Origin of the sequence: Olsenella sp. KH3B4 (assembly GCA_900111695.1) — a bacterium.
GTDB lineage: Bacteria > Actinomycetota > Coriobacteriia > Coriobacteriales > Atopobiaceae > Tractidigestivibacter.
This window is the reverse complement of the sequence record FOHD01000005.1, coordinates 87,944-114,767: the sequence shown is the minus strand read 5'-3', so window position 1 is coordinate 114,767 and position 26,824 is coordinate 87,944. Positions and strand designations below refer to the sequence as shown.

Annotated in this window: 21 protein-coding genes; 14 read left to right on the top strand and 7 right to left on the bottom strand. The window is 62.0% G+C overall.

Going from position 1 to position 26,824, the window contains the following annotated elements:
- Positions 1–3: 3 nt before the first annotated feature.
- The 6 genes from BMX94_RS06115 to BMX94_RS06090 all read left to right on the top strand — a co-directional run bounded on the left by BMX94_RS06115 (position 4) and on the right by BMX94_RS06090 (position 7,659).
- On the top strand, positions 4–1,098 hold the full coding sequence (locus tag BMX94_RS06115) for an ABC transporter ATP-binding protein (protein ID WP_091004823.1): 1,095 nt from the start codon (positions 4–6) through the stop codon (positions 1,096–1,098).
- Positions 1,095–2,087, top strand: a complete 993-nt coding sequence (locus BMX94_RS06110) for an ABC transporter ATP-binding protein (protein ID WP_091004821.1) — start codon at positions 1,095–1,097, stop codon at positions 2,085–2,087. Before BMX94_RS06115 ends, BMX94_RS06110 begins: the two co-directional genes overlap by 4 nt.
- A gap of 102 nt (positions 2,088–2,189) precedes the next feature.
- Positions 2,190–3,842: a peptide ABC transporter substrate-binding protein gene (locus tag BMX94_RS06105; protein ID WP_091004819.1), complete on the top strand. Its 1,653-nt coding sequence runs from the start codon at positions 2,190–2,192 to the stop codon at positions 3,840–3,842.
- Positions 3,843–3,898: 56 nt separating this feature from the next.
- Positions 3,899–5,305 (top strand): TldD/PmbA family protein, encoded by a 1,407-nt coding sequence (locus BMX94_RS06100; RefSeq protein WP_091004817.1) that lies wholly within the window; start codon positions 3,899–3,901, stop codon positions 5,303–5,305.
- Between the two features lie 9 nt (positions 5,306–5,314).
- On the top strand, positions 5,315–6,694 hold the full coding sequence (locus tag BMX94_RS06095; RefSeq protein ID WP_091004815.1) for a TldD/PmbA family protein: 1,380 nt from the start codon (positions 5,315–5,317) through the stop codon (positions 6,692–6,694).
- Positions 6,694–7,659 carry an NAD(P)-dependent oxidoreductase gene (locus BMX94_RS06090; RefSeq protein WP_091004812.1) on the top strand — a complete coding sequence of 322 codons (966 nt, stop codon included), beginning with the start codon at positions 6,694–6,696 and terminating at the stop codon, positions 7,657–7,659. Before BMX94_RS06095 ends, BMX94_RS06090 begins: the two co-directional genes overlap by 1 nt.
- A 627-nt stretch (positions 7,660–8,286) precedes the next feature.
- Here BMX94_RS06090 and BMX94_RS06085 read toward each other — a convergent pair.
- From BMX94_RS06085 to sufC, 6 genes are read right to left on the bottom strand one after another with little or no spacing between them, the layout of a single operon-like run.
- A complete protein-coding gene (locus BMX94_RS06085; RefSeq protein WP_091004810.1) occupies positions 8,287–8,736 on the bottom strand; it encodes an RrF2 family transcriptional regulator in 450 nt (149 codons plus the stop codon).
- A gap of 2 nt (positions 8,737–8,738) precedes the next feature.
- Positions 8,739–9,236: a Fe-S cluster assembly sulfur transfer protein SufU gene (sufU, locus tag BMX94_RS06080; RefSeq protein ID WP_091005007.1), complete on the bottom strand. Its 498-nt coding sequence runs from the start codon at positions 9,234–9,236 to the stop codon at positions 8,739–8,741.
- Entirely contained in the window at positions 9,223–10,494 is a 1,272-nt protein-coding gene (locus tag BMX94_RS06075) for an aminotransferase class V-fold PLP-dependent enzyme (RefSeq protein ID WP_091004808.1), read from the bottom strand. Before BMX94_RS06075 ends, sufU begins: the two co-directional genes overlap by 14 nt.
- A 9-nt stretch (positions 10,495–10,503) precedes the next feature.
- Positions 10,504–11,604 (bottom strand): SufB/SufD family protein, encoded by a 1,101-nt coding sequence (locus BMX94_RS06070; RefSeq protein WP_091004806.1) that lies wholly within the window; start codon positions 11,602–11,604, stop codon positions 10,504–10,506.
- Positions 11,604–13,019 carry a Fe-S cluster assembly protein SufB gene (gene sufB, locus BMX94_RS06065; protein WP_091004804.1) on the bottom strand — a complete coding sequence of 472 codons (1,416 nt, stop codon included), beginning with the start codon at positions 13,017–13,019 and terminating at the stop codon, positions 11,604–11,606. The genes BMX94_RS06070 and sufB overlap by 1 nt, the downstream gene beginning before the upstream one ends.
- Complete coding sequence (sufC, locus tag BMX94_RS06060; RefSeq protein ID WP_091004802.1) at positions 13,016–13,786, bottom strand: Fe-S cluster assembly ATPase SufC; 771 nt, start codon at positions 13,784–13,786, stop codon at positions 13,016–13,018. The genes sufB and sufC overlap by 4 nt, the downstream gene beginning before the upstream one ends.
- Before the next feature lie 657 nt (positions 13,787–14,443).
- Here sufC and pepT point away from each other — a divergent pair.
- The 5 genes from pepT (at position 14,444) to BMX94_RS06035 (ending at position 21,449) form a co-directional block, all read left to right on the top strand.
- Positions 14,444–15,727, top strand: a complete 1,284-nt coding sequence (gene pepT / locus BMX94_RS06055; protein WP_091004800.1) for a peptidase T — start codon at positions 14,444–14,446, stop codon at positions 15,725–15,727.
- 180 nt (positions 15,728–15,907) lie between these two features.
- Entirely contained in the window at positions 15,908–17,197 is a 1,290-nt protein-coding gene (locus BMX94_RS06050) for an MFS transporter (protein WP_091004798.1), read from the top strand.
- A 127-nt stretch (positions 17,198–17,324) separates the two neighbouring features.
- Positions 17,325–17,831, top strand: coding sequence for a MarR family winged helix-turn-helix transcriptional regulator (locus BMX94_RS06045; protein ID WP_091004796.1), 507 nt, complete (start codon positions 17,325–17,327; stop codon positions 17,829–17,831).
- Positions 17,818–19,572, top strand: coding sequence for an ABC transporter ATP-binding protein (locus BMX94_RS06040; RefSeq protein WP_143052279.1), 1,755 nt, complete (start codon positions 17,818–17,820; stop codon positions 19,570–19,572). Before BMX94_RS06045 ends, BMX94_RS06040 begins: the two co-directional genes overlap by 14 nt.
- Before the next feature lie 2 nt (positions 19,573–19,574).
- Complete coding sequence (locus BMX94_RS06035; protein ID WP_091004792.1) at positions 19,575–21,449, top strand: ABC transporter ATP-binding protein; 1,875 nt, start codon at positions 19,575–19,577, stop codon at positions 21,447–21,449.
- 15 nt (positions 21,450–21,464) lie between these two features.
- Here the strand turns inward: BMX94_RS06035 and BMX94_RS06030 are convergent, their stop codons facing one another.
- Positions 21,465–22,568 (bottom strand): DUF8462 domain-containing protein, encoded by a 1,104-nt coding sequence (locus tag BMX94_RS06030; RefSeq protein WP_091004790.1) that lies wholly within the window; start codon positions 22,566–22,568, stop codon positions 21,465–21,467.
- Between the two features lie 858 nt (positions 22,569–23,426).
- On the opposite strand from BMX94_RS06030, the gene gatC reads away from it, so the two are divergent.
- From gatC to gatB, 3 genes are read left to right on the top strand one after another with little or no spacing between them, the layout of a single operon-like run.
- Complete coding sequence (gene gatC, locus BMX94_RS06025; protein WP_091004788.1) at positions 23,427–23,753, top strand: Asp-tRNA(Asn)/Glu-tRNA(Gln) amidotransferase subunit GatC; 327 nt, start codon at positions 23,427–23,429, stop codon at positions 23,751–23,753.
- On the top strand, positions 23,753–25,246 hold the full coding sequence (gene gatA / locus BMX94_RS06020; protein ID WP_091004786.1) for an Asp-tRNA(Asn)/Glu-tRNA(Gln) amidotransferase subunit GatA: 1,494 nt from the start codon (positions 23,753–23,755) through the stop codon (positions 25,244–25,246). The genes gatC and gatA overlap by 1 nt, the downstream gene beginning before the upstream one ends.
- On the top strand, positions 25,246–26,781 hold the full coding sequence (gene gatB / locus BMX94_RS06015) for an Asp-tRNA(Asn)/Glu-tRNA(Gln) amidotransferase subunit GatB (RefSeq protein WP_091004784.1): 1,536 nt from the start codon (positions 25,246–25,248) through the stop codon (positions 26,779–26,781). Before gatA ends, gatB begins: the two co-directional genes overlap by 1 nt.
- Positions 26,782–26,824: the final 43 nt, after the last annotated feature.

Below are 26,824 nucleotides of genomic sequence, written 5' to 3'. Positions count from 1 at the left end.
GAAATGGCAAAGCAGACAGAAGCAATACGTGCTCAGGGGCCTCTTTCGTCCACAAGGCGGGGCCAGCCTCTGCTCCAGGTAAGAGACCTCCGCGTGAGTGTCAATTCGCGTATGGGGAGCTATGACGTCATTCATGGCATTGGCTTTGATGTTGTTGCCGGAGAGATTCTGGGTATTGTTGGGGAATCGGGATGTGGCAAGAGCATTACCATGAACGCCGTGATGGGCCTACTACCATCAAACGTTCGGGTGACTTCTGGGAAGGTGGCATTCAGAGGCATCGACCTTGTACAGGCGGGCGAGCCACTCATGGAGCAGCTACGCGGTGGTGACCTTGCCATGGTGTTCCAAGATCCCATGACAGCCCTGGATCCCCTCTACCCAATTGGAGACCAAATACTCGAGGCCATCGAGCGCCATTCCGGCGCGCGTGGAAATGAGGCGCGCGAGGTAGCGATAGAGGCATTGCGTAGCGTTGGGCTCTCGGAACCCGAAAAGAGACTTTCCCAATATCCATTTGAACTATCCGGAGGTATGCGTCAGCGCGTTATTATCGCCATTGCCCTGTGCTGCCGCCCAAGTCTCCTGATTTGCGATGAACCCACCACGGCGCTTGACGTAACTATTCAAGCAACGGTTCTTGATCTCATTCGCGAACTTCACGAGCAGCTCGGTAATTCCGTGGTGTTCATTAGCCACAACATGGGTGTCATCGCCTCGCTGTGCGATCGCGTGACGGTCATGTATGGAGGGCAAATTGTCGAACGCGGCACGGTAGACGAGATTTTCTACCAAACGGCCCATCCCTACACTAAGGGTCTCCTTGCCTGCATGCCTACGCTCGAGACCCCCCGCGAAGAACCTCTTGTGCCCATTCGGGGTACGGTGCCCGACCCTCGCTCCCAGGTCGTGGGTTGCCCATTCTCTTCGCGCTGTTCGAAACGCATGAAGATTTGTATGAGGGAGATGCCTCCCGAGTTTGTTCTTGAGGGTCAACATTCATGTGCCTGTTGGCTCTGCATGTCAGAAGGGCTCTCCTCAGAGCTCCTGAGAGTTCCGCCCATATCCGCCCAGATCTCCAAGGAGGAGCAGCGATGACTACAGACGCCTTTGGAGTGCCGCTTCTGAGCGTGCGCGGGCTCACCAAGGTCTTTCCCGTTCGGGCTGGCCATCACAAAAAGATGGTTCCCGTTGTCGAAGGAGTGTCCTTCGACATCATGGGAGGTGAGTCGTTGGGGCTCGTAGGTGAGTCTGGCTGCGGCAAGACCACCGTTGGTCGTACCATAGTTGGCCTTTATGAGCGTGATGGTGGCGAAGTGCTTCTGCATGGCAAGAAGACGAGTAAGAGCGGCGATAAGGCTCTCAGCAAAAGTGTCCAGATGGTCTTTCAGGATCCCTACACGTCACTCGATCCGCGCCAGACAATCGCCGATATTCTTGCAGAACCACTACGACTTCAAAAGGTGGCGCCAAAGTCTCAGTGGCGCAGGCTTGCCGGCGAGGCTGTAGAACGAGTGGGCCTTGAAGCGGACTGTCTTGACCGATACCCATTTTCGTTGTCGGGCGGCCAGCGTCAGCGTATTGCCATTGCGCGTGCACTCATCTCGAATCCGAGTTTGGTCATTTGCGATGAAGCCGTCTCGGCGCTTGACGTCTCCGTCCAAGCTCAGGTATTGAACATGCTTGCAGAGCTTCAGGCTCAGACGGGTGTTGCATATCTCTTCATAAGTCACGACCTTGCAGTAGTACGTCATCTCTGCACGAGAATCGTCGTCATGTACCTTGGCCACATTGTCGAGGCGGCCTCAACTGATGAGCTGTTTTCGCAACCGCTGCATCCCTATGTTGAAGCGTTGCTGTCTGCAGTTCCCGAGCCGGATCCTCGTCGTGCCCGTTCCAAGCACAGGATTGTCCTGGAGGGGGAATTGCCGGCTCTGACCAGTCTCCCCAGGGGGTGCATCTTCTGCACAAGGTGTCCCTATGCGACCGAGCGGTGCCGTCAAGAGCGACCCGAGCTTCAGGAGCATCGTCCCGGGCATCTTTGTGCTTGTCTGCGTGCGGACGAGCTCCAGCTCGTGGGCGCTTGATACATCAGGGTACTTGCGTCGCAGGTAACGTCTGCGGCGTTTTGTAGGAACAGTTATACGGTCGTAAAGCGGTCGTAAACCGCAAGGGAGGAAGGAAACACCATGGTCAACACAGCTATCACTAGGCGCAGCTTCTTGGGCGGGGCAACGGCCGCATGTGCAATGGGCGCCTTGGTTGGGTGCGGAACGGGGACCGGCACGAGTGAAGAGAAGAATGCCTCGTCACACGATATCAATTCCTATGTGGTCTCCTCCATCGCGACTCTCGATCCGCAGAACGATTCGAACTCTGACGATCGCGAAATTACGGGGCTTCTCGGCGAGGGGCTCTTCCGCTACTCCTCCGATGGCATCACACCTGAGCCCGCTTTGTGCAAGTCCTATGAAGTGTCTCAGGATGGCCTGACCTATACCTTTACGCTTGCGAACTCCAAGTGGCAGGATGGGACCGATGTTGTTGCGGGCGACTTCGTCTATGCAGTTAAGCGTCTCTTCAGTCCAGAGCTTGCCTCCGAAAACGCCAACAGCTACCTGACGTACATAAAGGGCGCTGCTGAAGCCTATAGTGGGGAAGGCTCGGTAGATGATATTGCCGTCTCTGCCCCTGATGATGCGACCTTCGTGGTTACTATGGCCTCCGTGCTTCCCGAGGTCACGGTGAAGGCCTTTTTTACTGGCTCCTTCCTCTATCCCATGAACCGGAGTGCCATCGAGGAGGGCGGCGATGGCTGGTCAACCAACCCTGAGACGCATCTTTCCAATGGGCTTTACAAGCTTTCGGAGTTTAATCCCGACGAGTCTGTGGTCATCGTCAAGAACGAGGCATATTCTGGTACCGCGAGTACCACGGCTGACAAGATTACTTTCAGACTCTTTGCAGACAGCTCTGCCGCTGACGTTGCAATGAGTAACGGCGAGATTGACGTCTACAAGTATATTGGGGATAGTCTTGTCTCACAGCTGGGAGACAACATTCAGGTCGTGGACAGCGAGCAGCTCTCCACCGCATCTCTCTTCTTCAATTGGGCATGCAAGCCGCTTGATGATGTACGCGTTCGTCAAGCTATCTTCCTGGCTGTTGACGCTTCCTACACCAATGACACCCTGGAGAGTGGGAATGCCACCATCGCTCGCGGTGCCGTTGGTGATAAGTTCTCTGATCCTAACGGAGGTTCATTCCGTACGAGCAGCAACTCTCTGGTCGAGGACTTTGACGACAGCAAGTTGGAGGTGGCCAAGGAGCTTCTTACTGAGGCGGGCTATCCAAATGGTGAGGGTTTGCCAAGTCTTGTTTACCTTACGACCAACACAACGCGCGGTAATGCGCGTGCCGAGTTCTTCCAAGCCATGTTGAAAGACAATCTTGGTATTCGTGTCGAAGTCGGCTCTTACGATATCCCCACTTATCTTTCGATGCTCTCCGGTTCTGATTACGCCTTTACGTATGCCACTCAGGATGCTTCATGTGATAACGCTGAAGAGGTGCTCTCCTTCTATACCACCTCAGGCGAGCAGTTTGGCATCTCCATTCCCGAATACGATGACCTTATGAGCAAAGTTACAACTGAGACTAATCCACAGGAGCAGTCTGATCTTCTCCATCAGGCGGAGGAGGTTCTGATAAAGGATAACTATGCGTTCCGTCCTGTGCTGTATGGCTATAACGTTACCGGCTATGGCAAGGACGTTCAGAACATCGTTTGCGATCCTACGGGAACGACGCTCTATCAGTTCATGACAAAGACAAGCTGGTAGGCGAAGCGGACAATCCGAGAGGCAAACGCAATATGGGCAGGGAAGGTTGAAGTCTCATGACAGCCTTTGATAATTTGAATTCGTCAGAGTGGGTAGAGCCGGCAGCTGAGACGATTTCCCTTCCGCTTGCCCATGGAGCGGACTTCTCAGAGCTTTTCTTCGAAGACAAAAGGGAGACGCGCATCTCGTCCAATGGGCGTCACATCGTTGCATCGAGCACAACGCATATGACCGGCGCAGGCCTCTACCTTATGAGTGGCACCGTTACGCGCTATGGCTACACCAATCGTCTCGATGCGGCTGGGCTTGAAGCGCTGGCATCGAGACTGGGCGGGCTGGCTCCTTGGCGCGCGGGGGCCAAAGTGGCTACCGCATTGCCAACCGAGGAGCGGGTCTTTGCGCCGCACAACACGGTGCTGAGAGATCCTGCGGACGTTCCTTCATGCGAGAAGGCGCTTCTGCTTAATCGGGTCTGTGACGAGGCGCGAGGCTTCTCTCCTAAAATCGTTGAGGTACATGCGGACTATCAGGATCGAATACAGAACGTCGCAGTCATCAATTCGGAGGGACTTCTCGCGCGCGAGCGTCGTGTGATTACTACTTTGCGGCTCTTCGTCACTGCCTCGGACGGCGGCCAGATGAATGCTGCCTGGAATAACTTTAGCTCGGGGCATGGATTCGAGTATCTAGAAGATGATGCTGAGCGCTCAAAGATGATAGTCTCCACCTGCAAGAGTGCCATAAACGGGCTTATGGCACGTCCGGTGTCCCCGGAGGTTATGCCAGTCGTGGTCGATTCTGGTACGTTCATCCACGAGGATTGCGGTCATCCGCTTGAGTCTACTCACCTAGTGGGTGGCACGAGTGTTTTTTATGGAAAGATTGGACAGCAGGTTGCGAGCCCACTGGTGACGATTGGGGACTCGAGCGCTTGGCCGGAGCTCTGCGGATCATTTGCCATGAGCGACGAGGGCGTTGAAGCTATGGATAACGTCCTTATTAAAGACGGCATCCTACGCGGCTATATGGTCGATCGCCTGGGTAGCCGTCAGCTTGGTATGCCGCAGACCTCGGCCGGCAGGCGTCAAGACTATCGTTTCGCTCCCGTGGCGCGAATGTCTAATACATACCTCAGGAAGGGAACGACGCCTACTGCGGACATAATTCCTTCGGTTTCGCATGGCTTGTACGTGCGTGAAGTTGGCGGCGGAAACGTTAATCCCACCACCGGAAACTTCAACTTCCTCGCCGTGTCTGGCAACATTATCGAGAACGGCGAACTTACATATCCGATTTCCAACATCAATCTGTCCGGGCAGAGCATTGACGCTCTTAAGCGCATTGTCGCCGTCGGCGATACTTACTTCCCCGACTCGGGATCGCTGTGCGGTGCCGACTCTGGGCTCATTTACGTTACCGCGTTTATGCCCCGCATTCTTATTGATGGCATGATGGTTGGATAGGAGCGGTCTATGACTGACATATGCGAAAAGCTTGCGAAACTTGCCGCCGAGCATGCTGACGAATGTGATGGCTTTGAACTTGAGGAAAGCTGCGAATCCTGTCTTGAGGTTGTCGCGACTAGTGATTCGCTAGGCGGAACAACCTACGAACTAAATGAAAAGTACATGCGTTGTGCGGGCAGTCGGGTTGGATACGCACGTGCCGAGGGTGATGGGGCAAGCATCGAAGAGCTCGTTGACGAGACTCTGCAACAGTCGCGCATTGTTGACGCGTCAGAGCCGGCGGGGGTTCTCGTGGCGCCCGACAGAGAGGAGGCTGCAGTTCTGCCGGAGGTGCAGGCCCTACCGGACGCTGCCAAGCTAGCTGGGATTGCTCGGCACGCAGTCTCTCTGCTTGAGTCTCGCGCTCGACGCCATCGTGCGGTGCGCTGCATCGTTCGTACGCTTGACCAGCGGAGGCTCGTTTCAAACTCACTGGGGCTCTCTCGAGCCTGCTCTCATCGGCACACCCTTGTCTTGCTCACCTATATCGCCCCAGGGGAACGCGAGATGCACAATGTGGTGGTCAGGAGCTATGCTGAAGATTCCTCTGACATCGACGTTGCGGAACTCGTGTCGCGTGCGATTCTCATGGGAGAGGGGTCGCTTGATGGTGGGACTATCGAGAGCGGTAAGTATCCGGTAGTGATATCGGGCGAAGTCATGTGCCAGATGCTTGTGGGATTCTGGCAGCTCTTCTCGGCTGAGAAAGTTGCAACTGGCCAGAGTTATCTCAATGGCATGCTTGACAAACGCGTTGGCTCAGAAGCGCTGACCATACGTGATGGCTCGGTTCCTCGTTGGGGTGGTCCTGGGTGCTTGGCTATTGACGCCCAGGGAGTTCCGAGGTTGGAGCATGACGTAGTGCGTTCGGGCATCTTCGTCTCGCCCCTTGCTACGGCAGAATGGGCCGGTGAGCTTGGACTTGGCGCATCCACGGGTGACTGTGGTCGCAGGGACACTCTTGGACGAATTGTTCCAAATGACCTTACCGTTGTTCCGGGCAATCTCTGCATTGTTCCCGGCAACAATGACATTGACGCACTATTCTCTGCGATGGGCGACGGTGTATATATTACGGACATCGATGACGTATACCATTCGTTCAATTTGGCATCAGGAGGAATTTCTACACCAGTGCGAGGGATTCGTGTGCGGAACGGTCGTCTTGCTGAGCCACTAAGCGCACTCTCTATCTCCTCCAATCTGAAGGAGCTTTTCGCGAATGTTTCTGCCCGCGGAGACAAGGTGAGCTGGGTTGATTTGGAAGACCTGAACGCATATTGGTGCGGAAGCCCAGACATTCTTGTGTCTTCCCTGGGTCTTGTCGGAGCCATGGAGACGCACTGATGAGAATAGCGGCATTTGAGGTTCGCGAAGACGAGCGCGAAGCGTTTGGGCGTATGGCGCAAGTGCCAGGGGTAGAGAAGCTGGCCCTTTTCAGCGAGAAAAGTGACCGGGGCAACCTAGGTGTTCTCGCAGGTTTCGATGCCGTCTTGGTGCTGGGCGCAAACAACTACGACAAGGACTTTCTAATTGGCATTGCGGAGCAGAATGTCCGTGTGCTGGTTGGGAGAACCGTCGGACTTGATTACGTTGATGTGGACGCCGCGCGGGCAGTTGGTCTAGCGACCTCAAACGTTGCCTATGCACCAGACAGTGTTGCCGACTTCACTCTCATGCTGATTCTTGTGACACTGCGTAAGTACAAGCCCGCCATTTACCTGCAAAATGTAAACGACTTTGCACTTGATGGGCTCATGGGGCGCACCCTCTCCTCGCTTACGGTGGGAATCGTGGGTACGGGGGCTATCGGTAGTGCCGTGGCGGAACGATTGGCGGGCTTTGGCCCTACCATCCTGGCGTTCGGACACCACCAGAACCCTCGCGTTGCCGAGCTAGGAGAGTACGTGAGCTTGGACGAGCTCTACGCGAAGTCTGACCTCATTACATTTCACATTCCTGAACGTCCAGAGAACCATCATATGGTCTGCGATGAGACGCTTGCTTGCATGCGTGATGGCGTCGTGCTTGTTAACACGGCGCGAGCCGGCATCATGGACGTGAACACGCTCGTGCGTGGTATCGAGTCAGGTAAGATTGGCGCCCTAGCAATGGACGTCTTTGACGGTGAACAGGATATATATCACAAGTCGCTCATGAACGAGATAATATCGAATCGTGACATGGCCTATCTTAGGCAGTTCCCTAATACGGTGCTCACCCAACACATGGCCTTCTATACGGCTGAAGCTGTGAACGAGATGGTGGAGAAGGCGGTGGCTAAGGCCCTTGAGCTGGGACGAAGGGGGTAAGGTTCTCGTAGGACGACTATGGTTCAGTGTCTATATATGGCATCTGGAAGAGCGTCAATGTCACCATAGACGTACGTCAACAAACTTGCAACTACCAGTCTTCTCGGAAATGCTGTTCTCGAGACTGTCGAATTGTTTTTTATGTGCGCTGTTGGCGAGAAGGTTGCTACAACAGGAGAACATGGCGCTATAAGCGGCTAAGGAGTCGGCCAAATGCGGCGAAGTTCGCCGTGAGCCCTGAACGCATTCGTCTCTCGACTCTGCATGGGATGGGCCTGTCAGGCCCCGTCTCGGCAAAACTGCGGCTTAGTTGCAGTGCCGAGAAGGGCAGCAGCCGTCTACCTACGGTTCTTCTCGGCAGCTCCTCTGTCTGACTGCAACTAAGCCGCAGTTTTCTTGGCGGCTGCTATAAGGCGCCGGATTTCGCCGTTTAGGAAAAAGCCGAACGGTTAGGAGGGGCTAACCGTTCGGAATCCGCGGCATCTGGTTAACCTGCCGCGGGTCCTCGCCGTTTAGAGGGTTCTAAACGTTCGGAAAATCCCTAACCGGCGAAATGGCGCGGCATCTGGCCGAGAGTCCCCGGCGCACCGGACGAGAAGAATGAGACAAAGGGAAACTCCCTTTGTCTCACTCGTCGCGGTTCAGGCGGGCGGCGTCCTCGTTCACGTCGGTGGGCTCGAGAAGGTCGGCCAGGGTCTTGCTGTCGAGATACGCCGAGGTCACGCGACCCAGGTCGCGCCAGACGCCCACGGTGGAGCAGGTGTCCATCTGCGAGCAGAACGTGTCGTTGGTGCACTGCAGACAGGCTACGGGCGCGAGCGACCCCTCGGCAGCGCGCAGCAGCTCGCCCAGCGTGTACTCCTCGGGCTTGCGGGTAAGGCGGTAGCCGCCGCCCTTCCCGCGCTGACTCTCAACGTAGCCTGCCTTGTGCATAAGAGAGATGACCTGCTCAAGGTACTTGCGCGAGATGTTCTGCCGCTTTGACACGTCGCCCAGGGACACCCACCCGTCGTGGGATGCAAGGTCGGCCATCGCACGCAGGGCATACATGCCCTTTGTCGAGAACATCCCAGCCATGGCTAGGCTCCCTTCTCGGCCTTGTCCGCGGCGGCCGCCACGGTGCCAGCGGCCGCGGCCCCATCGCCCTCACGCGCCTCGAGCATCTCCTTGAGCGTGCGCCATGCCAGCTCGGCGCACTTCACGCGCGCCGGCATGTGCGAGATGTCCTTGAGCATCTCGGCATCCTCGAGGGGCTCAAGCTCGGCCTCATCGGTGACCTCGCCGCGCACCATGCGCTCGAAGAGGTCGCACAGGTGAATGGCCTCCTCGGGGGTCCTGCCCACCATGAGGTCACTCATGATGTCGGCCGAGGCCTGGCTGATGGCGCAGCCGTGGCCCGTAAACGCGGCCTCGTCGATGGTACCGTCATCTGCCAGCCGCACGGAGAACTTCAGCTCGTCGCCGCAGGAGGGGTTCACGCCCTCGTGCGTGCAGGTGGGGTTCTCCATCTGGTACTTGTAGTCGGGATGGGCCACGTGGTCCATGAACTCGGCGTTGTAGAGGCTAGTCACGTCCATGGAAGACCTCCCAGACCTTCGCGAGACCGTCGACAAGGGCGTCGATGTCGGACTTGTCGTTGTAGAAGGCAATGCTCGCGCGGCAGGTGGCGCCGTTCTCCACGCCCAGGTAGGCGAGAAGCGGCTGCGCGCAGTGGTGGCCGGCGCGGATGCACACGTTGTTCATGTCGAGAATCGACGCCACGTCGTGCGGGTGAATGCCGCGCACGTTGAAGGCAACCGACCCCACGTGGCGCTCGCCCTCAGTGGGACCAATAACGTCCACGTAGGGGAGGGCAGCCAGCGAGTCCGTGAGGTAGCGTGCGAGCAGGCGCTCGCGAACCTCAAGCGCGTCGAAGCCCTTCTCGTCTAGGTAGTCCAGGCAGGCGCCAAAGGCATACGCGCCAGCGGCGTCCTGCGTGCCAGCTTCGAACTTCTGCGGTACTGGCGCCCAGACTGCGTCGGTCTCGGTCACGGAGTCGATCATCTCGCCGCCGGTAAGGAAGGGCGGCATGGCGTCGAGCACCTCGGGCTTGCCCCAAAGGACGCCAATCCCCATGGGGCCGCCCATCTTGTGCGCCGAGAAGGCGAGAAGGTCGCAGCCAAGCTCGCGCACGTTCACGCGGACATGCGGTACGGACTGCGCGCCGTCGACCACCATGTAGGCGCCCATCTCGTGCGCCCGCCTGGCAATCATGGGGATGTCATTCTCCACGCCCAGGACGTTGGAGACCTGCGTCACCGAGACGATCTTGGCGCGCGGGCCCACCTTTGCGGCGACCTCCTCGGGCGTGATGCGGTAGTTCTCGTCCATGCGCAGGTAGACCAGGTTGGCGCCGGTCTCGCGGCAGATCTGCTGCCACGGGATGAGGTTCGAGTGGTGCTCCATGATGGAGATGACCACGTCGTCGCCGGGCTTGAGCACAGAGCGGCCCAGCGTGCGAGCCACAAGGTTGAGGGACTCGCTGGCGTTTCTCGTAAAGACAACCTGGCTGCCGCAGGGCTTGCCCGCCTCGTCCACGGCGCCCAGGAAGGCCGCAATCTTGTCGCGCGTCTGCGCGATGGCCTCGGTTGCCTCGACGGAGAGACGGTAGAGGCCGCGCAGCGGGTTGGCGTTCATGGTCTCGTAGAAGTGGCGCTGCGCGTCAAGGACAACGGCCGGACGCTGTGCGGTGGCGGCGCTGTCGAGAAACGCGAGGTCAGGATTAGCCGAGAGAAGCGGGTAGTCGCCCTTGTAGGGGTTCTGCTCGATGGTTGAAAGCTCGTCTTGTGTCAGCATGGGCTTGCCTTATGCCTCCTCGTCCTCCGCGAGCTGCACGCTCGCGTCGAAGTCGTGCGCCACCTCGGCGCCCAGCACGCGCTCGGCCTGGCGCACGGCAACGTCATGCGCGTGTGCCTCGGGTGCGTTGATGATGGCGTCCTCGAAGAGGGCGCGCACGAAGAGCGCCTCTGCGTCCTTGCGGGAGAGGCCGCGGTCGGCGAGGTAGTCCATCTGCTCGGGGCCAACGGTGCCGATGGTGGCACCGTGGTTGCCCTGGACGTCGTCCTCGTCACAGAGGATTACGGGGACGGTCTTGTTGACCACGTCGTCGCCAAAGACCAGCACGCTCTCCGCCTCGTCGCCCTTGGAGCCGCGGGCGCCGTGGACCAGGTCAATGGTGGCGCGCAGGGCCTTCTCGGCCGCGTCATCAAGGATGCCGTTCTCGCGCACGTGTGCGATGGTGTTCTTGCCGCGCTGGCGCACCACATGGTTCACGTCCAGGTGGTCCTTGCCATCGGCGAAGTAGCGCAGCCCCACGTTGGCGCGGGCGCGGTCGCCGGAGAGGGAGACCGCCGTGCCAAAGGCCACGGTACCGCCGCCAAGCGCGTACTGGCGAACCTCCACGCGGGCGTCGTCGTCTGCGTCCACGCCCACGCTTTCGAGGTGCTGCTGAGAAGAGCCGATGCCAACGACCTCGGTGATCGTGACGGTTGCGCCCTCCTCGGCGATCACGCGCAGGAGCGAGGCGGAGGTGGTTGCGGCTGCGTTGGTGCCGCCCGCGGCGACCACGATGGAGACCGTGGCGCCCGCACGCACCATGACGCCGGTGTCCGCGACCTCGCCCTTGTCGGTGTCGACGGCCACCACGATGGGCTCCTCGCGCACAGTGTGCGCGGGGACCTCCACGTAGCGGGCGTCGGCGGCCTGAGAGGTCACCCAGCTGGTGACCTTCTCGCCCATGCCGCACTCGATGTGCGAGAAGAGCTGGGGAAGCGCAAAGTACACGTCGCCCTTGCGTGAGATCTTGGGCACCGTGAGCGTGATGTCATTGGCGCGCAGGCGGTTCCAGGTCTGCGCGGGGGGCTCGTTCACGCGGTCGAGCACGACGGTGGCGTTCTCGTCTGCCATTAGCCGATCGCCCCTTCCATCTCGAGCTTGATGAGGTTGTTCATCTCGACGGCGTACTCCATGGGGAGGTCCTTCGAGACCGGGTTGGCGAAGCCGTTCACCACAAGCGTGCGGGCCTCCTGCTCGGAGCAGCCGCGGCTCATGAGGTAGAGGATCGTGTCGTCCGAGATGCGCCCGATGGTGGCCTCGTGGCCAACCGACGCGGTGGGGTTGCGCACGTCCATCGCGGGGATGGTGTCGGAGCGGCTGATGTTGTCGAGCATGAGCGACTGGCAGCTCACGGTGCAGCGCGCGTTGTCCGCGTGACGGCCCACGACGACCGAGCTCCTGAAGGTGTTGATGCCGCCGTCCTTGGAGATGGACTTGGTGCTCACCGAGGCGGTGGTGTCGCGGCCGTTGAGAATGACCTTGCACCCGGTGTCGAGGTCCTGCGTGGCGCCGGAGAAGGTGATGCCCGTGAACTCGCAGCTCGAGCGGTCGCCGGCGAGGATCGTGGTGGGGTAGAGGTAGGAGACATGGCTGCCAAAGCTGCCCGAGACCCACTCCATCTTGGCGTCAGCGCCCACGGTCGCGCGCTTGGTGTTGAGGTTGTACATGTTCTTGGACCAGTTCTCGATCGTGGAGTAGCGCAGGCGTGCGCCGTCCTTCACGAAGAGCTCCACGGCGCCGGCGTGGAGGTTTGCCTCGTAGTACTTAGGTGCCGAGCAGCCCTCGATGAAGTGCAGGTTGGCGCCGGGCTCCACGATGATGAGCGTGTGCTCGAACTGGCCTGCTCCCTGGGCGTTGAGGCGGAAGTAGCTCTGCAGCGGATAGTCAAGCGAGACGCCCGCGGGCACGTACACGAAGGAGCCGCCCGACCACACGGCGTAGTGGAGCGCCGCAAACTTGTGGTCGGTCATGGGGATGAGGGTGCCAAAGTACTCGTGCACCACGGGCTCCCAGGTGGGGTCGTGCAGCGCGTCCTCGATCGTGGTGTAGACCACACCCTGCTTGGCGACCTCCTCGCGCATGTTGTGGTAGACGATCTCGGAGTCGTACTGGGCGCCCACGCCGGCGAGCGACTCGCGCTCTGCCTCGGGGATGCCCAGGCGCTCGAAGGTGTCCTTGATGTCTGCCGGCACGTCGTCCCAGCTCGAGGCCTGCTTGGTCTTGGGCGAGACGTACGTGGAGATGTGGTCGAGGTCAAGGCCTGCGATCGAGGGGCCCCAGTTGGTGGCCATGGGGCGGCGGTGGTACTCGTCGAGCGCCTTCAGGCGCAGGTCGAGCATCCACTGGGGCTCATCCTTCTTGGCCGAGATTGCGCGTACGATGTCCGGCGTGAGTCCGTCGGCGTAGCGCTCGTATCCCTCCTCGGACTTGGTGAAGTCGTAGAGGGAGCGGTCGACGTCTGCGACCTGCGTCCTCTCCTTTGTCACCTTGCATCACCCTCGCTCGCGGCCTTGGTCTCGAAGCGCTCGAAGCCGTTCTTGTCGATGTCGTCGATGAGGCTTGCGGGGCCCTCGGCCACCAGGTGGCCCTTGACCATCACGTGCGTGCGGTCGACGGTGAGGCGCTCGAGGATGCGCGTGTTGTGCGTGATCATGATGAGCGCGCCGCCCACGGTCTCGCGGTAGCGCTGGATGCCGTGCGAGACGGTGGCCAGGGCGTCGACGTCGAGGCCGGAGTCCGTCTCGTCGAGAATTGCGAGCTTGGGCTGGAGAAGCAGCAGCTGGAGCATCTCGATCTTCTTCTTCTCGCCGCCCGAGAAGCCCACGTTGAGCTCGCGCATGAGGAAGCTCTGGTCGAGGTTGAGCTCGTCGGCGATGGCGCCCACGCGGCGACGGAACTCGCGCGCGGTGCACTTGAGCTCGGGGCGCATCTGGGAGATGGAGCGAAGGAAGCTGTAGAGGGGCACACCGGGGACCTCGACGGGGGCCTGGTAGGACAGGAAGATGCCGGCAAGCGAGCGCTTGTCGGGCGAGAGCTCGGTGATGTCCTGGCCGTCGAAGGTGATGGTGCCCGAGGTTACCTTGTAGGTGGGGTCGCCCATGATGACGTGACCGAGCGTCGACTTGCCGGCGCCGTTGGGGCCCATGAGGACGTGGGTCTCGCCTGCGCCAACCTTGAGGTTGACGTCGTGGAGGATGGGCTTGTCCTTCGTACCTGCGGAGATGCCGCTCACGTCGAGAAGCGTGTCTGCCATTCTTTTCTCCTAGCTCGAATGCGCTGGCGGGCGGAGAGCCGGCCGGCGCGGATTCCTCTCCCCGCGTGGCCGGTGGTCCGGCGCGCGCGTTGCGGGTCGCGTGTTGCGAGTCGCGGGGCAACCCTCGCGACCTAACCGCAGGGTACCCTTTGCGACCTAATTCATACTAGTTTGTAGGAAATAGAAGGCAAGGGTGAGACCGGGGTTTCTCGGTGGTTTCACAAATTCCTACGGCGAAGGGGGCATTTTGGGCGAGAAGCGGGGGCGGGGTGACCCCACAGCGGGTGTTTCGTATGGGGTCGCTGCTGGAACTGGCCCTGTGGTGCCAGAAAGACGCCACAGCGAGAGCTGCGTACGCAGTTGCTGCTGGAACTGGCCCTGTGGTGCCAGAAAGACGCCACAGCGAGGGTTACGTACGCACTAACTGCTGAAACACGCCTTGTGGTGCCAAAACGACGCCACAACGGCGTTCCCTCACGTCGCCGGAGCGCCTCCTGCCTCCGGCGCCGACCGCAGCACCGGCCGCGACGTCCTTCTCGCCTCGCGTCGCCGCCCGACACGCCACGTGCGTTGCGGTAGGGTAGTCACCCGGGGACTAGCCGCGCACCGCAGCTGTCACCCCACCACCGAATGCCACGAGGGGAGAGGTGCCATCACATGGGATGCAAGCCGACAAGTGACGTGCTCGAGAGGTTCGTCCGCTACTGCAAGGTTCCCTCGCAGTCGGATCCACGCACCGCGACCACGGTTCCCTCGACCCCCGCCCAGCTCGACATGGCGCGCGTCGTCGCGTCTGACCTGCGCGCCCTTGGTGCCCAAGACGTCAAGCTCGACGAGCATGCCTACGTCACGGCCCACTGGCCGGCAAGCGCCGGCGCCGAGAAGAACCCCACGCTCGCGTTCTGCTGCCACCTCGACACCGCCTGGCAGACCTACGGTAGTCCGGTGCACCCGCAGGTCAAGCTCTACGAGGGTGGCCGCCTGGTCCTCGGCCGTGGCCGCGACGGCGCCGAAGTTGCCCTCGACCCCGCGGCAAACCCGGAGCTCAAAGACCTTGTCGGCGAGACCCTCGTGACTACGGACGGCACGTCGCTTCTCGGCGGAGACGACAAGGCCGCCGTTGCTATGGTCGTCTCGCTTCTCGCCCGCTTGCGCGAGAACCCCGAGCTCCCACACCCCGCACTCGCGCTGGCGTTTGTCCCCGACGAGGAGATCGGCCACGGCGCCGCCCTGCTTGATCTTGACGCGCTGGGTGCCGCCTACGGCTACACCATCGATGCCGGCCCCCTGGGCGAGTTCTGCTACGAGACGTTCAACGCCGTGGAAGCAACCATCCGCGCCAACGGGTGCTCGGTCCACACGGGCACCGCCAAGGATGTGATGGTCAACGCCTCCGAGGCGCTTCTCCGCATGCACCAGCTCATTCCGCCCCAGGACCGCCCGGAGTTTACGCAGGAGCGCGAGGGCTTCTTCTACCTGGAGCGCATTGAGGGCGACTGCGAGGACGCCCGTGCGGACTACATCATTCGCGACCACGACCACACCCGCTTCGAGGCGAGAAAGGCTCTGCTGCGCTCCGCTGTGTCCCAGGTGAACGCCGAGTACGCCCTTCGCCCCTCCGCGCAGGATGGCCAGCCCGTCCTCTCCATCGACATTCGCGACCAGTACCGCAACATGGCCGAGGTCATCACGCGCCCGGAGAACGCGCACCTCATTGAGTCTGCGCGTCGCGCGTACGAGGCGTGCGGCGTGACCATGCACGCCGTCCCCATGCGCGGCGGCACCGACGGCGCGCAGCTCTCGTTCCGCGGCCTGCCGTGCGCGAACCTCTCGGCTTGCTATCACAACGCGCACGGCGTGACCGAGTTTGTGCCGGTGTGCGAGCTCGAGACCATGGTCGACGTGCTCCAGGCACTCGTGGGCATCTACGCGGAAGGCTAATACCCCAAGGCTCGCCCTTGCTGGGCGGCTCGCGTGAGCGTAACATCGTACAAGGATTGGCTAACCGAGGAGGCATTTTATGGCTGGGATCGCTGGAGGGCTGCTCGCTAAGTAGCGACGCATCACTCGCCCCAAGACGGGGCAACGTCCTTCCCATCGCCATGTCTCTCGGAGAACACCATGCCTTCCTTCCTGAGCTCCTTGCGGCACCTCCTCTCTACGCCTGCGCGCCGTCTTGTCCTTGCAAACTTCCTGCTTGTGGTGTGCTTTACGGCCACGTACTTCGTTGGGCTCATCGGTTGTGCCACCTACCAGCTTGGCGCCGACGCCCTTGCGGTCTCGGCCCTTGTCGTGCTCGTCAACGTCACGCTCGTGGTGGGAGGCGCCCTTGCAGGCGTGGTCACCGACCGCGTTGGGCCGCTCCTCACGCTTGCGGCCTCACTTGTGGGCTTTGCGCTTATCGGCGTCTTTGCCCTGCTCATGCCGCTAAGCTATCCCATGCTCGCCGTTGTCTCGGCACTCGAGGGCCTGGCCGATGGCTTCTGCGGCACCGCCGTGAGCGCCTACCCGCGCTACCTCACCGACCGTCCGCGCGAGCTCAAGCGCATGAACAGCCTCTGCGGCACCGCCGTCTCCGCCGCGGTCATCGTGGGCCCGCTCATTGGCGGTGCCGTGACAACGCTCTCCACCAACCAGACCTGCTTTGCCACCATCCCCGTAGCATCGCTCGTCGCCGCGGCGCTTGTCTGGGCAACGCCGGAGGCTCCGGGAGCCGCGGGCGAGCATCGCGCAGACCACGCAAATGGCGAGAAAACCGCCGCTCACGGAGGCTTCTGGCACCAGCTCGCGGAGGGCTTCCACGTGACCTTCTCGCACAGGACCCTTCGCGCGCTCTTCCTTCTCTACTTCCTGGGCTTCTTTGCCTATGGCGCCTTTGACTCGCTGGAGTCGCTCTTCTACCGCGACGTCTTGCGTGTGGGCGGTGAGTGGATGGGGTGGCTCTCCGCCTGTGCCGGCGTGGGCGCAACGGTGGGTTCGCTGCTGGTGCTGCGGGTCTCGACGAAGCGCCTGACGCTGGGCACCCTCTCTGCATTGCTCCTCGTGACCGGTGTGGGCTCCATGATCTACGTGGGCACGGCGAACGTGGCTGTTGCCGTGGTGGGGCAGCTCGTGTGTGGTCTGGGCTTTGGCGCCATGCGGCCCGTGAAGGACACCATCCTGCAGCGCAGCTGCGATGTCTCGTATGTGGGACGCGTGACGTCTGTTATGAATGCGGGCACCAACAGTGCGGGGACCCTGCCGCTGCTCGTGGCGCCGCTCGTGGCAAGCGTGTTAGGCGTGCAGGGGACGCTGCTTGCGGCCTCCGCCATCGTTGCGGGGCTCGCACTGGTCTTTCTACAGCTCGCGCGACGCGGCGATGGCAAGTCCGCTGGCGGTGCCGACGCTGCCCCGTCTCCAAAAGATAGCTAACGACATTAATAAGTGAAGGCCCCGTGAAGCTATCAAAAATTTGTTAATGCCGTTAGCGACTCACTCTCCCACGGGTACCATCTCCAACTGCTAACGGGGTTAACTACCATATCGAGAGGAGCGTGGCATGGCAGACGGAGACGAGACGGACTGGGTCGCGCTTGCGAGGCAGCTCATGGCCTCGCTGCACGACCTGCGGCCAGGCGGACGCCCACCCACAAAGGACATCGAGATGCACGGCGAGATAAATGCCCTGCACGTGCTTCACCACCATCCCGAGGGCATGACGCCAACCGCTCTGGCGCGCGCATGCCGGGTATCGACAGCCCGCATCACCAAGACCGTCAGTCAGCTCGAAGGGCGCGGTCTGGTGGAGCGCCAGGCAAGCCCCAAGGACCGGCGCAGCGTGACCGTGCGTCTCACCGGGGACGGCGAGGCCGAGTTTGGGCGTCGTGTCGGCGAGATTGACAGGCACGTGGCTGGCGTCCTGCGCGAGCTGGGCGAGAAGGACGCGCGCGAGCTCGTCCGCATCTGCGGGCGCCTTTCGGCCATCTTTGTCAACCACGCGCGAGAGGCAGGTCGACCGGTTGCCGGGTGCCCTGCGGGAGGGGATGGCACAGATGAGACTCGCTAGGCTCCTGCGCTCACATGTCGGCGAAGTCGTCGTGGTGTTCGTGTTTCTTATCGTACAGGCGCTCTGCGAGCTGTCGCTGCCGCGCTACATGTCCGACATCGTGAACGTGGGCGTGGTCGGTGCCGAGGCGGGCAACTCCGCCTACCTTGGTCCCATGGCGCTCGTGATGTTCGGCTTCTGCGCGGGGTCGCTCGTGGCGGCCGTGCTCTCGGGGCTCATCGCGTCTCGCGTGGCAGCGGCCGTTGCGCGCGATCTGCGGCGCGAGGTCTTCGCCAAGGTGATGACCTTCTCGCCCGCGGAGGTCAATCGCTTCTCGCAGTCGTCACTCATCACGCGCTGCACCAATGACGTGCAGCAGATCCAGAACATGATCGTGATCATGCTGCGCATGGTGATGTTTGCGCCGGTCATGGGTATTGTTGCGGTGGTCCAGGTCATGACCATGGGTGGCGGCCTCGCCTGGATCGTTGGCGCGGCGCTTCTCGCCGTGCTGGGCATTGTTTCGGTTCTCTTCACGCTCACCATGCCGCGCTTCAAGGTCATGCAGTCATTGGTGGACCGCGTGAACCTCTTGGCGCGGGAGATGCTCGACGGCATCATGACCATCCGCGCCTTTGGCCGCCAGGATTACGAGCTCGAGGGCTTTGATGCAGCGTCCGGCGACCTCCGCGACGCGCAGCTCTTTGTGAACCGGGCCATGACCCTCATGATGCCCCTCATGATGCTCGTGATGAACGTGGCCACCGTCGCCATCGTGTGGTTTGGCGCGCACGGGGTTGCTGCCGGCGCCATGCAGGCTGGTGACATGATGGCCTTCATCAGCTACGCCATGATGATCGTGATGAGCTTTCTCGTTGTCTCGATGGTTGCCGTCATCCTGCCGCGTGCCGAGGTCTCCGTTGGCCGCGTGCAAGAAGTGCTCGACGTCACGCCCGCGGTGCGCGAGCCCAAGAATCCCGTCGCTCCTGCGACGGACGCCCCACGCGGACGTCTGGCGTTTGACCACGTGAGCTTCCACTACCCGGACGCCGAGGGCAACGTTGTGAGCGACGTGAGCTTTTCGACCACGCCCGGAAAGGTGACAGCGATCGTGGGCTCCACCGGCTCGGGCAAGTCGACGCTCGTGCAGCTGGTGCCGCGCCTCTATGACCCCACGGCGGGCACTATCACGCTTGACGGCGTGGACACGCGCAAGATGTCCCTCGCCGACCTGCGCTCGCGTGTGGGCTACGTGCCCCAGCAGGGCTTTCTCTTCTCGGGCACCATTGCCTCGAACGTTGCCTTTGGCACAGACGAGGCTGACGAGAAGGACCTGCGCCACGCCATTGACGTGGCGCAGGCCACGGAGCTTGTGGCCCAGAAGAAAGACGGCCTTGAGACTGCCATCGCCCAGGGCGGCACGAACGTCTCAGGCGGTCAGCGACAGCGCCTGGCCATAGCCCGTGCGCTTGCGACGCACCCTGAGGTTCTGGTGCTGGATGACTCCTTCTCGGCGCTTGACTACGCCACGGACGCCCGGCTGCGTCAGGCACTTGCGCGCGAGCAGGCGGACACGGCGGTCCTGGTGGTGGCGCAGCGCATCGCCACCGTCATGGGAGCAGACCAGATCATCGTGCTCGACGAGGGCCGCGTGGTGGGGCAGGGCACGCACGAGGAGCTCCTGCGCAGCTGCCCCGAGTACCTGGAGATTGCGAAGAGCCAGCTCAGCGCCAAGGAGCTTGGCCTTGCGGAGGGGGAGTAGGCATGGCTGAGAGAACGCAGCAGCCCAGGCAGGCGCCGCGTCCGCACGGGCCAGGCAGCCGCATGGCGCCGGGCGAGAAGGCCAAGGACTTCAAGGGCACCATTCGAAAGCTCATGCACTACATGGGGCCGTATCGCGTGGGACTTGTAGCGGCGGTGGTTCTCGCCATGGCGTCGGTGGTCTTCTCCGTGGTGGGACCAAAGGTCCTGGGCAACGCCACTACCGAGGTCATCCATGGTGCGCAGGCCCTTGCGGCGGGCTCGGGTGGCATCGACTTTGGTCTCATTGGCAAGATTCTGGTGACGCTTCTTGCCATATACCTAGCTAGCGCGGCCGCCTCTGGCATCCAGAGCTGGATCATGACGGGCATCACGCAGAAGGTCGTGTACCGCATGCGTGGGGAGATTGCCAACAAGATTTCCAAGGTGCCACTCTCGTACTTCGACGGCGGAGCCGTCTCGAAGGGCGACGTGCTCTCGCGCATGACCAACGACGTTGACACTCTGAGCCAGTCGCTCAACCAGGGGCTCATTCAGCTGGTCACCTCGCTCACCCAGATTGTGGGCGTTGCGGTGATGATGCTCACGATCTCGGTCACGCTGGCGGGCGTCACCTTCATAACGCTGCCCGTCTCGGCCGTTATCCTTGGCGTGGTGATCCGCAAGTCGCAGAAGTACTTCAAGCTCCAGCAGGAGCAGCTTGGTGCGGTCAACGGTCGCGTCGAGGAGGACTTCTCGGGCCAGGTGGTGATTCAGGCGTTCAACTGCGGCGAGCGCGCCGTGGAGAACTTTGGCGAGGAGAACGACCGCCTTTTCGAGAGCGCTTGGAAGAGCCAGTTCCTGTCGGGACTCATGCAGCCGCTCATGGCCGTCGTGGGCAACCTGGGCTACGTGGGCGTTGTTGTTGTGGGCGCATGGCTTGCCGTTGAGGGAGCCATCCAGCCCGGTGACATCCAGGCGTTCACCCAGTACGTCAAGAACTTCACGCAGCCCATCACGCAGCTTGCCACGGTTTCCAACGTGCTGCAGCAGATGGCGGCCTGTGCCGAGCGCGTGTTCGAGTTCCTCGACGCGCCGGAGGAGGAAGAGACGGCTGCGCTTGACCCCGCCACGGGCAAGCCTGTCGAGGCCATCGGCAACGCTGCCGGCGCGGTGGACTTCGACCATGTCTCGTTTGGCTACCTGCCCGGGCAGCAGATTATCCACGACTTCTCGGCGGACGTGGAGCCTGGCCGCACGGTTGCCATCGTGGGGCCAACTGGCGCCGGCAAGACGACGCTCATGAAGCTGCTGCTGAGGTTCTACGACGTTAACGCGGGGGCGCTCTCTGTGGACGGGCACGACGTGCGCAACGTCTCGCGGGCCGACCTGCGACAGAACTTCTCGATGGTCCTGCAGGACGCATGGCTGTTCAAGGGGACCATCCGCGAGAACATCCGCTTTGGGCGGCTTGACGCCACCGACGAGGAGGTGGAGGCCGCCGCGCGCTATGCGCACTGCGAGCACTTCATCAAGACGCTGCCGGGCGGCTACGACTTCGACCTGGACGAGGGTGCCACCAACGTGAGCCAGGGCCAGCGCCAGCTGCTCACCATAGCCCGCGCGGTTCTTGCCGACAGGCCCATCCTCATCCTGGACGAGGCCACGTCAAACGTGGACACGCGCACCGAGTGGCGCATCCAGCGCGCGATGGACAAGCTCATGGCGGGGCGCACGAGCTTCGTGATTGCCCACCGGCTCTCGACCATCAAGAACGCCGACACCATCCTCGTGCTGCGCGACGGCGATGTGGTGGAGAAGGGCACGCACGAGGAACTTCTCGCCGCGGGCGGCTTCTACGCGCAGCTGTACCAGTCGCAGTTCGAGGAGGTCGCGTAGGGAAGCGGAGGTTGGCTAGACCCCGAGCTCTTCCCGAACGAACGTCCTGAACTCGGGAAGAGCGAAGCGCACCACTCCGCGAGCGACCTGCTCGATGACCCCCTCGGCGAGGAGCCTGCTTCGGTACTTCGAGGCGTACCGGCTTTCCACTCCCATGCGCTTGGCGATATCCGATATGCGGCTCTCGCGTTCGTCCTCGAGCATCGCTTCGACGAACTGCAGATCAATTTCAGAGAGCTCCCGAAACGTTGGCGCAAGGATGTGCGACCGAAAGTCCTCTTGTGCATCTTGGATTCCTCGGCGTGCCTCCTGTGCAGATATGACGCCGTCTGGACTGGTTGCCTGCCAGCATCTGAACCCCACGAGCTGGAGCATGTAGGGAAAGCCCCCGATTGCACGGACGCATGCTTCGAGCGCGTTGTCCGTGACGTCTTTTCCGCCGATTGCCGCTGTCTCCCTGAAGGCCTCCCTCACGTCGGCGTCGGGAATGGTTCCCAGGGTGTGCTGCTGCGCTCTTCTCAGGAAGGAAACGCTCTTGTCGTTGAGAAGGGCGCTTATGTTGTGGGGGAGACCCGCCATCACCAGGGCTACGCGACGCTGCTCGCGTACGAAGAGCTGATAGACGGCAGCGAGAGTGACCATCTCGTCGAGCGTGGCAACAACTTCATCGACTGTGATCAGGAGACCGTATCCTGCGCCTTCAATCATGCTCACGAGCTTGCCCATGCGGGTACGCCAGTTCTCAGAAGGGGCAGGTGCGGCTTCCCAGCTAGCGCTCACGGGTCCCACGCCAATGCCTGTAAGACGAAGAGACTTTACCCTTCCCTCGTCCAGGATGTTGTCGCAGGCGAGAAGCGTCTGCTCGTATATGTCCTCGAGCATGCCGGGCATGGCAACGGCATGGACTGCGATCCATCTCTGGCCAGAGGCTTCTTTGCCAAGATACGTGAGAAGCGCGGTCTTCCCGGATCCTCTCGGGCCCACAAGAATGCTGGAGAGATTGGGGTTGCCCCTGCCCTGGACAAAGGCGTCGAACAGCTCTCTTCTTATTGACTGGCGGCCCGCCATTACCAGGGGGACGCTGCCAAACTCGGGGGTGAAGGGGTTGATTGGGGGCATCGTGGGTGCCTTTCGCCTTGTTCGCCTATTTTCGCCTTGTTCGCCTATTTTCGCCTTGTTCGCCTTTGCGGGCAAGCCGCATGGGTTTCCTTTCTGGAATCGGCTCTTCATTGGCGGCACGGACGTCCTCTCGCACGTGTAATGCGGGTGTCTTGGGAGCGAAAGCTCCCCTGCCATAAACAAGGGCCGGGGAGAGGGACGTGGGTCCCTCTCCCCGTGGGAGGAAGGTGGGCGTTGTTGGGGTGCAGGCGCTTGTGGCAGGCGCTCTGCCAGCGGCGATTCGCACTAGCGGCGGCGACGGCTGAGGGGGCGCCGGTTGCGCTCGCCACCGTCGCCAATGATGACGATGAGGCTCAGCACGCACACGATGGCGATGAAGGCGATGTGCTCGAGGACGTTCATGGTGGCTCCTTCCGACGCGACTCCTGGTCGTTGCTTTTCGTTGACCCTATACTCCCGCGAGCAGGGATTTGGTGCCATCGACCAGGCTTACGGCTGCCTTACGGTTTCGTAAGCCAGGGCTTCTCGACGTAAAGGCGAGGCCTTCTCGAGCGACCTTCTCGCACGAATGTCTTGCGCCAGCCCGCACGCGATACACGCCAGCCCGCACGCGATACACGCCAGCCCGCACGCGATACACATTCGTTGTGCGAATGTGTATCGACCTGCGCGCGTCACACATTCGGGCACGAATCTGTATCCGCCAGAAAGCGATAGCCGCGCCCCGTCGCACCTGCCCGCCTCCCGGCGGCCCGCGCCCTTCTCGCCCCCGTGTTGCACCTTGGTAATGTGACGCCGCCGCATTCCGTCCCGTCCCGTAGAATGGACGTCGTGAAACTGCTTCAGACGGGAGGACCCATGGCACTCAGCAGGGAAGACGTAGCAGGCATTGCAGACTACGCGCGCATCGCCCTCACGGATGACGAGCTCGACGAGATGACCACCTACATGAACGAGGCGGTCGACCTTCTCGAGCCCATCCGCCAATACGACCTCGAGGGGGTTGATCCCACCTTCCACCCCATTGGCGACCTCTCAAACGTGATGGGCGAGGACGTGATTGACGACTCCGTCCGCGCGCTGCCCATAGACGTGGCGCTCAAGAACGCAGGCTCCGCGCGCGACCGCTACTTCCGCGTGCCCTCGATTCTGGGCACCGACGAGGACGAGGGAGGCATCGCCTAATGGCAAACATCGACCAGCTCTCCGCCGCGCGCATCGCCGCCGGTGTGGCCGCCGGGGAGTTCAGCGCAACCGAGGTGGCCAAGGCCTCCCTCGACGCCATCGAGTCCCGCGACCCTCAGGTCCAGGCCTTCCTGCAGGTCTCGTCCGACCTTGCCCTCGCTGCCGCCGCCGAGACGGACCGCCGTCGCGCAGCAGGCGAGAAGCTCGGTCCCCTGGCTGGCGTGCCCGTTGCCTTCAAGGACAACATGCACCTCGTGGGTACGCGTACGACCTGCGCATCAAAGATGCTCGAGAACTACGAGTCCACCTTCACCGCAACGTGCGTCCAGCGCATGCTCGATGCGGGCGCCACGCCCATGGGCAAGGCCAACATGGACGAGTTCGCCTTTGGCTCCTCCACCGAGTCCTCGGCGTTCCATCGCACGAACAACCCCTGGGACACCGAGCGCGTGCCTGGCGGCTCGTCCGGCGGCTCAGCCGCTGCCGTCGCTGCGGGCGAGGTCACCATCTCGCTCGGCTCCGACACGGGTGGCTCCATTCGCCAGCCGGCAAGTCTCTGCGGCGTGGTGGGCATGAAGCCCACCTATGGTGCCGTGAGCCGCTACGGCGTGGTCGCCTTTGGCTCCTCGCTCGACCAGGTGGGGCCCTTTGGCCGCAGCGTTGAGGACGTGGCCCTGGCCATGAATGCACTCACGGCCGCCGGCCGCGACCCATACGACTCCACGAGCCAGCCCTGCGCCGTCGACTTCCTCGAGCACCTGGACGATTCCGTCGAGGGCATGCGCGTGGGCGTGGTGCCTGCGCTCATGGAGGCAGCCGGCCTCACGGCAGAGGTTCGCACGGCCGTCGAGGGCGCTGCCCATGCGCTTGAGAACGCCGGCGCCCAGCTGGTTGAGGTCGACCTCCCCAACATCAAGTCTGCAATTGCCGCATACTACGTGATCGCGCCGTGCGAGGCCTTCTCCAACCTCGCCCGCTTTGACGGCGTGCGCTACGGCTACCAGGAGAAGGACTGCCTCACGCTTGCCGAGCAGACCTCCAAGAGCCGTGCCCACGGCTTTGGCGAGGAGGCAAAGCGCCGCCAGATGCTGGGGGCGTATCTCCTCTCCAGCGGCGTCTACGACAAGTACTACTACCCGGCGCAGCAGGTGCGCACCCTCATCACCCAGGACTACCAGCGCGCATACGCGCAGTGCGACGTCATTCTCATGCCCGCCTCGCCGCGCACGGCTTTCAAGTTTGGCGAGATAAGCGACCCAACGCAGATGTACGCCTCGGACATGTTCACCATCTCGAACAACATCGCCGGCAACGGCGGCATTTCGGTGCCGCTCGGCCTGGGGACAGAGTCCCACCTGCCCGTCTCGGTGCAGCTGCAGGGGCCGGCCTTCTCGGACCGCAGGCTCCTGCGCTTTGCCCGCGCCGTTGAGAAGTCCTTCTCGGCGCGTGGTGTCGTTGCGCCTGAGTTCGCCGGGAAGGGGGGTGAGCTCTAGTGAAGAAGCTCGCCGAGGTTCTGAAGGACTGGGAGGCCGTCATTGGCCTTGAGGTTCACACCGAGCTCACCACGCTCGAGACCAAGATGTTCTGCAACTGCAAGAACACGCACGACGACCCGCCAAACACCAACGTATGTCCCGTGTGCTTGGGCATGCCAGGGGCGCTTCCGGTGCCCAATCGCGCGGCAATCCAGTCCATCGTGATGGCGGGCCTGGCCACAAACTGCCAGATCATGCGTCACTCGATGTTCTACCGCAAGCACTACTTCTATCCCGACATGGCCAAGAACTACCAGACTACGCAGGGTCCCGTTGCCTTCTGCATGCATGGGCACCTTGACCTGGAGGTCTCGGGCGAGGGCGCGGCAGAGCGTCCGACTTGGGAGGACACGGCCGGCGACGGTGAGACGCCCATCTCGCGCGAGAAGGACGGCTCCTACGTGGCTCCCATTCGCATCCTGCGCATCCACATGGAGGAGGACGCCGCCAAGATGGTGCACGTGGGCGGCGAGGAGGGCCGCATCACCGCGGCCACCGAGAGCCTCATCGACTACAACCGCTGCGGCACCCCACTGATCGAGCTGGTCACCGAGCCCGACCTGCGCACGCCCGAGGAGGCCCGCCTCTTCATGGAGAAGCTGCAGCAGACGTTCAAGACGCTCGGCATCTCCGATTGCTCGCTCGAGAACGGCTCCATGCGCTGCGACGGCAACATCAGCCTGCGTCGCCGCGGCGAGACGCGCCTGGGCACTAAGACCGAGATGAAGAACATCAACTCGTTCAAGAGCCTGCACGATGCGCTTGAGTACGAGATTTGTCGCCAGGCCGAGGTGCTCGAGGAGGGTGGCATCATCTACCAGGAGACGCGCCATTGGGAACCCAGCCGACGCCGCACCGTGGTGATGCGCGTGAAGGAGACGGCGGACGACTACCGTCTGTTCCCCGATTCGGACCTGGCACCCTTCGACCTCACCGATGACTTCATCGAGGAGGCGCGCGAGAAGATCCCGGAGCTTCCGGATGCCAAGCGCGACCGCTACATGCGCGATTACGGCCTCAAGCGTGCTGACGCCGTCCAACTTGCGGGCGACCCTGCCGTCGCTGACTTCTTTGAGCAGGCGCTTGAGGGCGCGCCCAAGAAGGCGGTGGCTATCATCGCCAACGTGATGGTGAACCTTGCGCCGAGCTTCGACGCGCTTTCGCCCGCGCAGGTGCGGAGCATCTCCGGGCTTCTCGCCGAGGACGCCATTACCTTTGCGCAGGCGCGCGAGGTGCTCGAGGCGGTCAATGGTACCGAGAAGGATCCGGAGCGCGTGGTGGACGAGCGTGGCATGCGCCAGGTGACGGATACGGCGGCGCTCGAGCCCATCGTGGACGAGGTGCTGGCGCGCTGCACCGATCAGGTCCAGCAATACCGCGACGGCAACAAGAAGGTTGTGGGCTACCTGGTGGGGCAGTGCATGAAAGCGTCGAAGGGCTCGGGCAACCCCAAGCTCTTCAACAAGCTGCTCACGGCGCGACTCGAGGCGTAGGGCGACGACGGTACCCAGCGCTGTTGTGAATGCGTGGCCCCTC

Excerpts from the sequence above, each read along its gene's own strand:
- BMX94_RS06070 (WP_091004806.1), bottom strand. The coding sequence starts at position 11,604 with ATGGCAGACGAGAACGCCACCGTCGTGCTCGACCGCGTGAACGAGCCC.
- BMX94_RS06075 (WP_091004808.1), bottom strand. The coding sequence starts at position 10,494 with ATGCTGACACAAGACGAGCTTTCAACCATCGAGCAGAACCCCTACAAG.
- BMX94_RS06050 (WP_091004798.1), top strand. The coding sequence starts at position 15,908 with ATGCCTTCCTTCCTGAGCTCCTTGCGGCACCTCCTCTCTACGCCTGCG.
- gatC (WP_091004788.1), top strand. The coding sequence starts at position 23,427 with ATGGCACTCAGCAGGGAAGACGTAGCAGGCATTGCAGACTACGCGCGC.
- BMX94_RS06085 (WP_091004810.1), bottom strand. The coding sequence starts at position 8,736 with ATGGCTGGGATGTTCTCGACAAAGGGCATGTATGCCCTGCGTGCGATG.
- gatA (WP_091004786.1), top strand. The coding sequence starts at position 23,753 with ATGGCAAACATCGACCAGCTCTCCGCCGCGCGCATCGCCGCCGGTGTG.
- BMX94_RS06100 (WP_091004817.1), top strand. The coding sequence starts at position 3,899 with ATGACAGCCTTTGATAATTTGAATTCGTCAGAGTGGGTAGAGCCGGCA.
- BMX94_RS06095 (WP_091004815.1), top strand. The coding sequence starts at position 5,315 with ATGACTGACATATGCGAAAAGCTTGCGAAACTTGCCGCCGAGCATGCT.
- sufC (WP_091004802.1), bottom strand. The coding sequence starts at position 13,786 with ATGGCAGACACGCTTCTCGACGTGAGCGGCATCTCCGCAGGTACGAAG.
- pepT (WP_091004800.1), top strand. The coding sequence starts at position 14,444 with ATGGGATGCAAGCCGACAAGTGACGTGCTCGAGAGGTTCGTCCGCTAC.
- BMX94_RS06040 (WP_143052279.1), top strand. The coding sequence starts at position 17,818 with ATGAGACTCGCTAGGCTCCTGCGCTCACATGTCGGCGAAGTCGTCGTG.
- BMX94_RS06105 (WP_091004819.1), top strand. The coding sequence starts at position 2,190 with ATGGTCAACACAGCTATCACTAGGCGCAGCTTCTTGGGCGGGGCAACG.
- BMX94_RS06030 (WP_091004790.1), bottom strand. The coding sequence starts at position 22,568 with ATGCCCCCAATCAACCCCTTCACCCCCGAGTTTGGCAGCGTCCCCCTG.
- BMX94_RS06045 (WP_091004796.1), top strand. The coding sequence starts at position 17,325 with ATGGCAGACGGAGACGAGACGGACTGGGTCGCGCTTGCGAGGCAGCTC.
- BMX94_RS06115 (WP_091004823.1), top strand. The coding sequence starts at position 4 with ATGGCAAAGCAGACAGAAGCAATACGTGCTCAGGGGCCTCTTTCGTCC.
- BMX94_RS06035 (WP_091004792.1), top strand. The coding sequence starts at position 19,575 with ATGGCTGAGAGAACGCAGCAGCCCAGGCAGGCGCCGCGTCCGCACGGG.
- BMX94_RS06090 (WP_091004812.1), top strand. The coding sequence starts at position 6,694 with ATGAGAATAGCGGCATTTGAGGTTCGCGAAGACGAGCGCGAAGCGTTT.
- sufU (WP_091005007.1), bottom strand. The coding sequence starts at position 9,236 with ATGGACGTGACTAGCCTCTACAACGCCGAGTTCATGGACCACGTGGCC.
- BMX94_RS06110 (WP_091004821.1), top strand. The coding sequence starts at position 1,095 with ATGACTACAGACGCCTTTGGAGTGCCGCTTCTGAGCGTGCGCGGGCTC.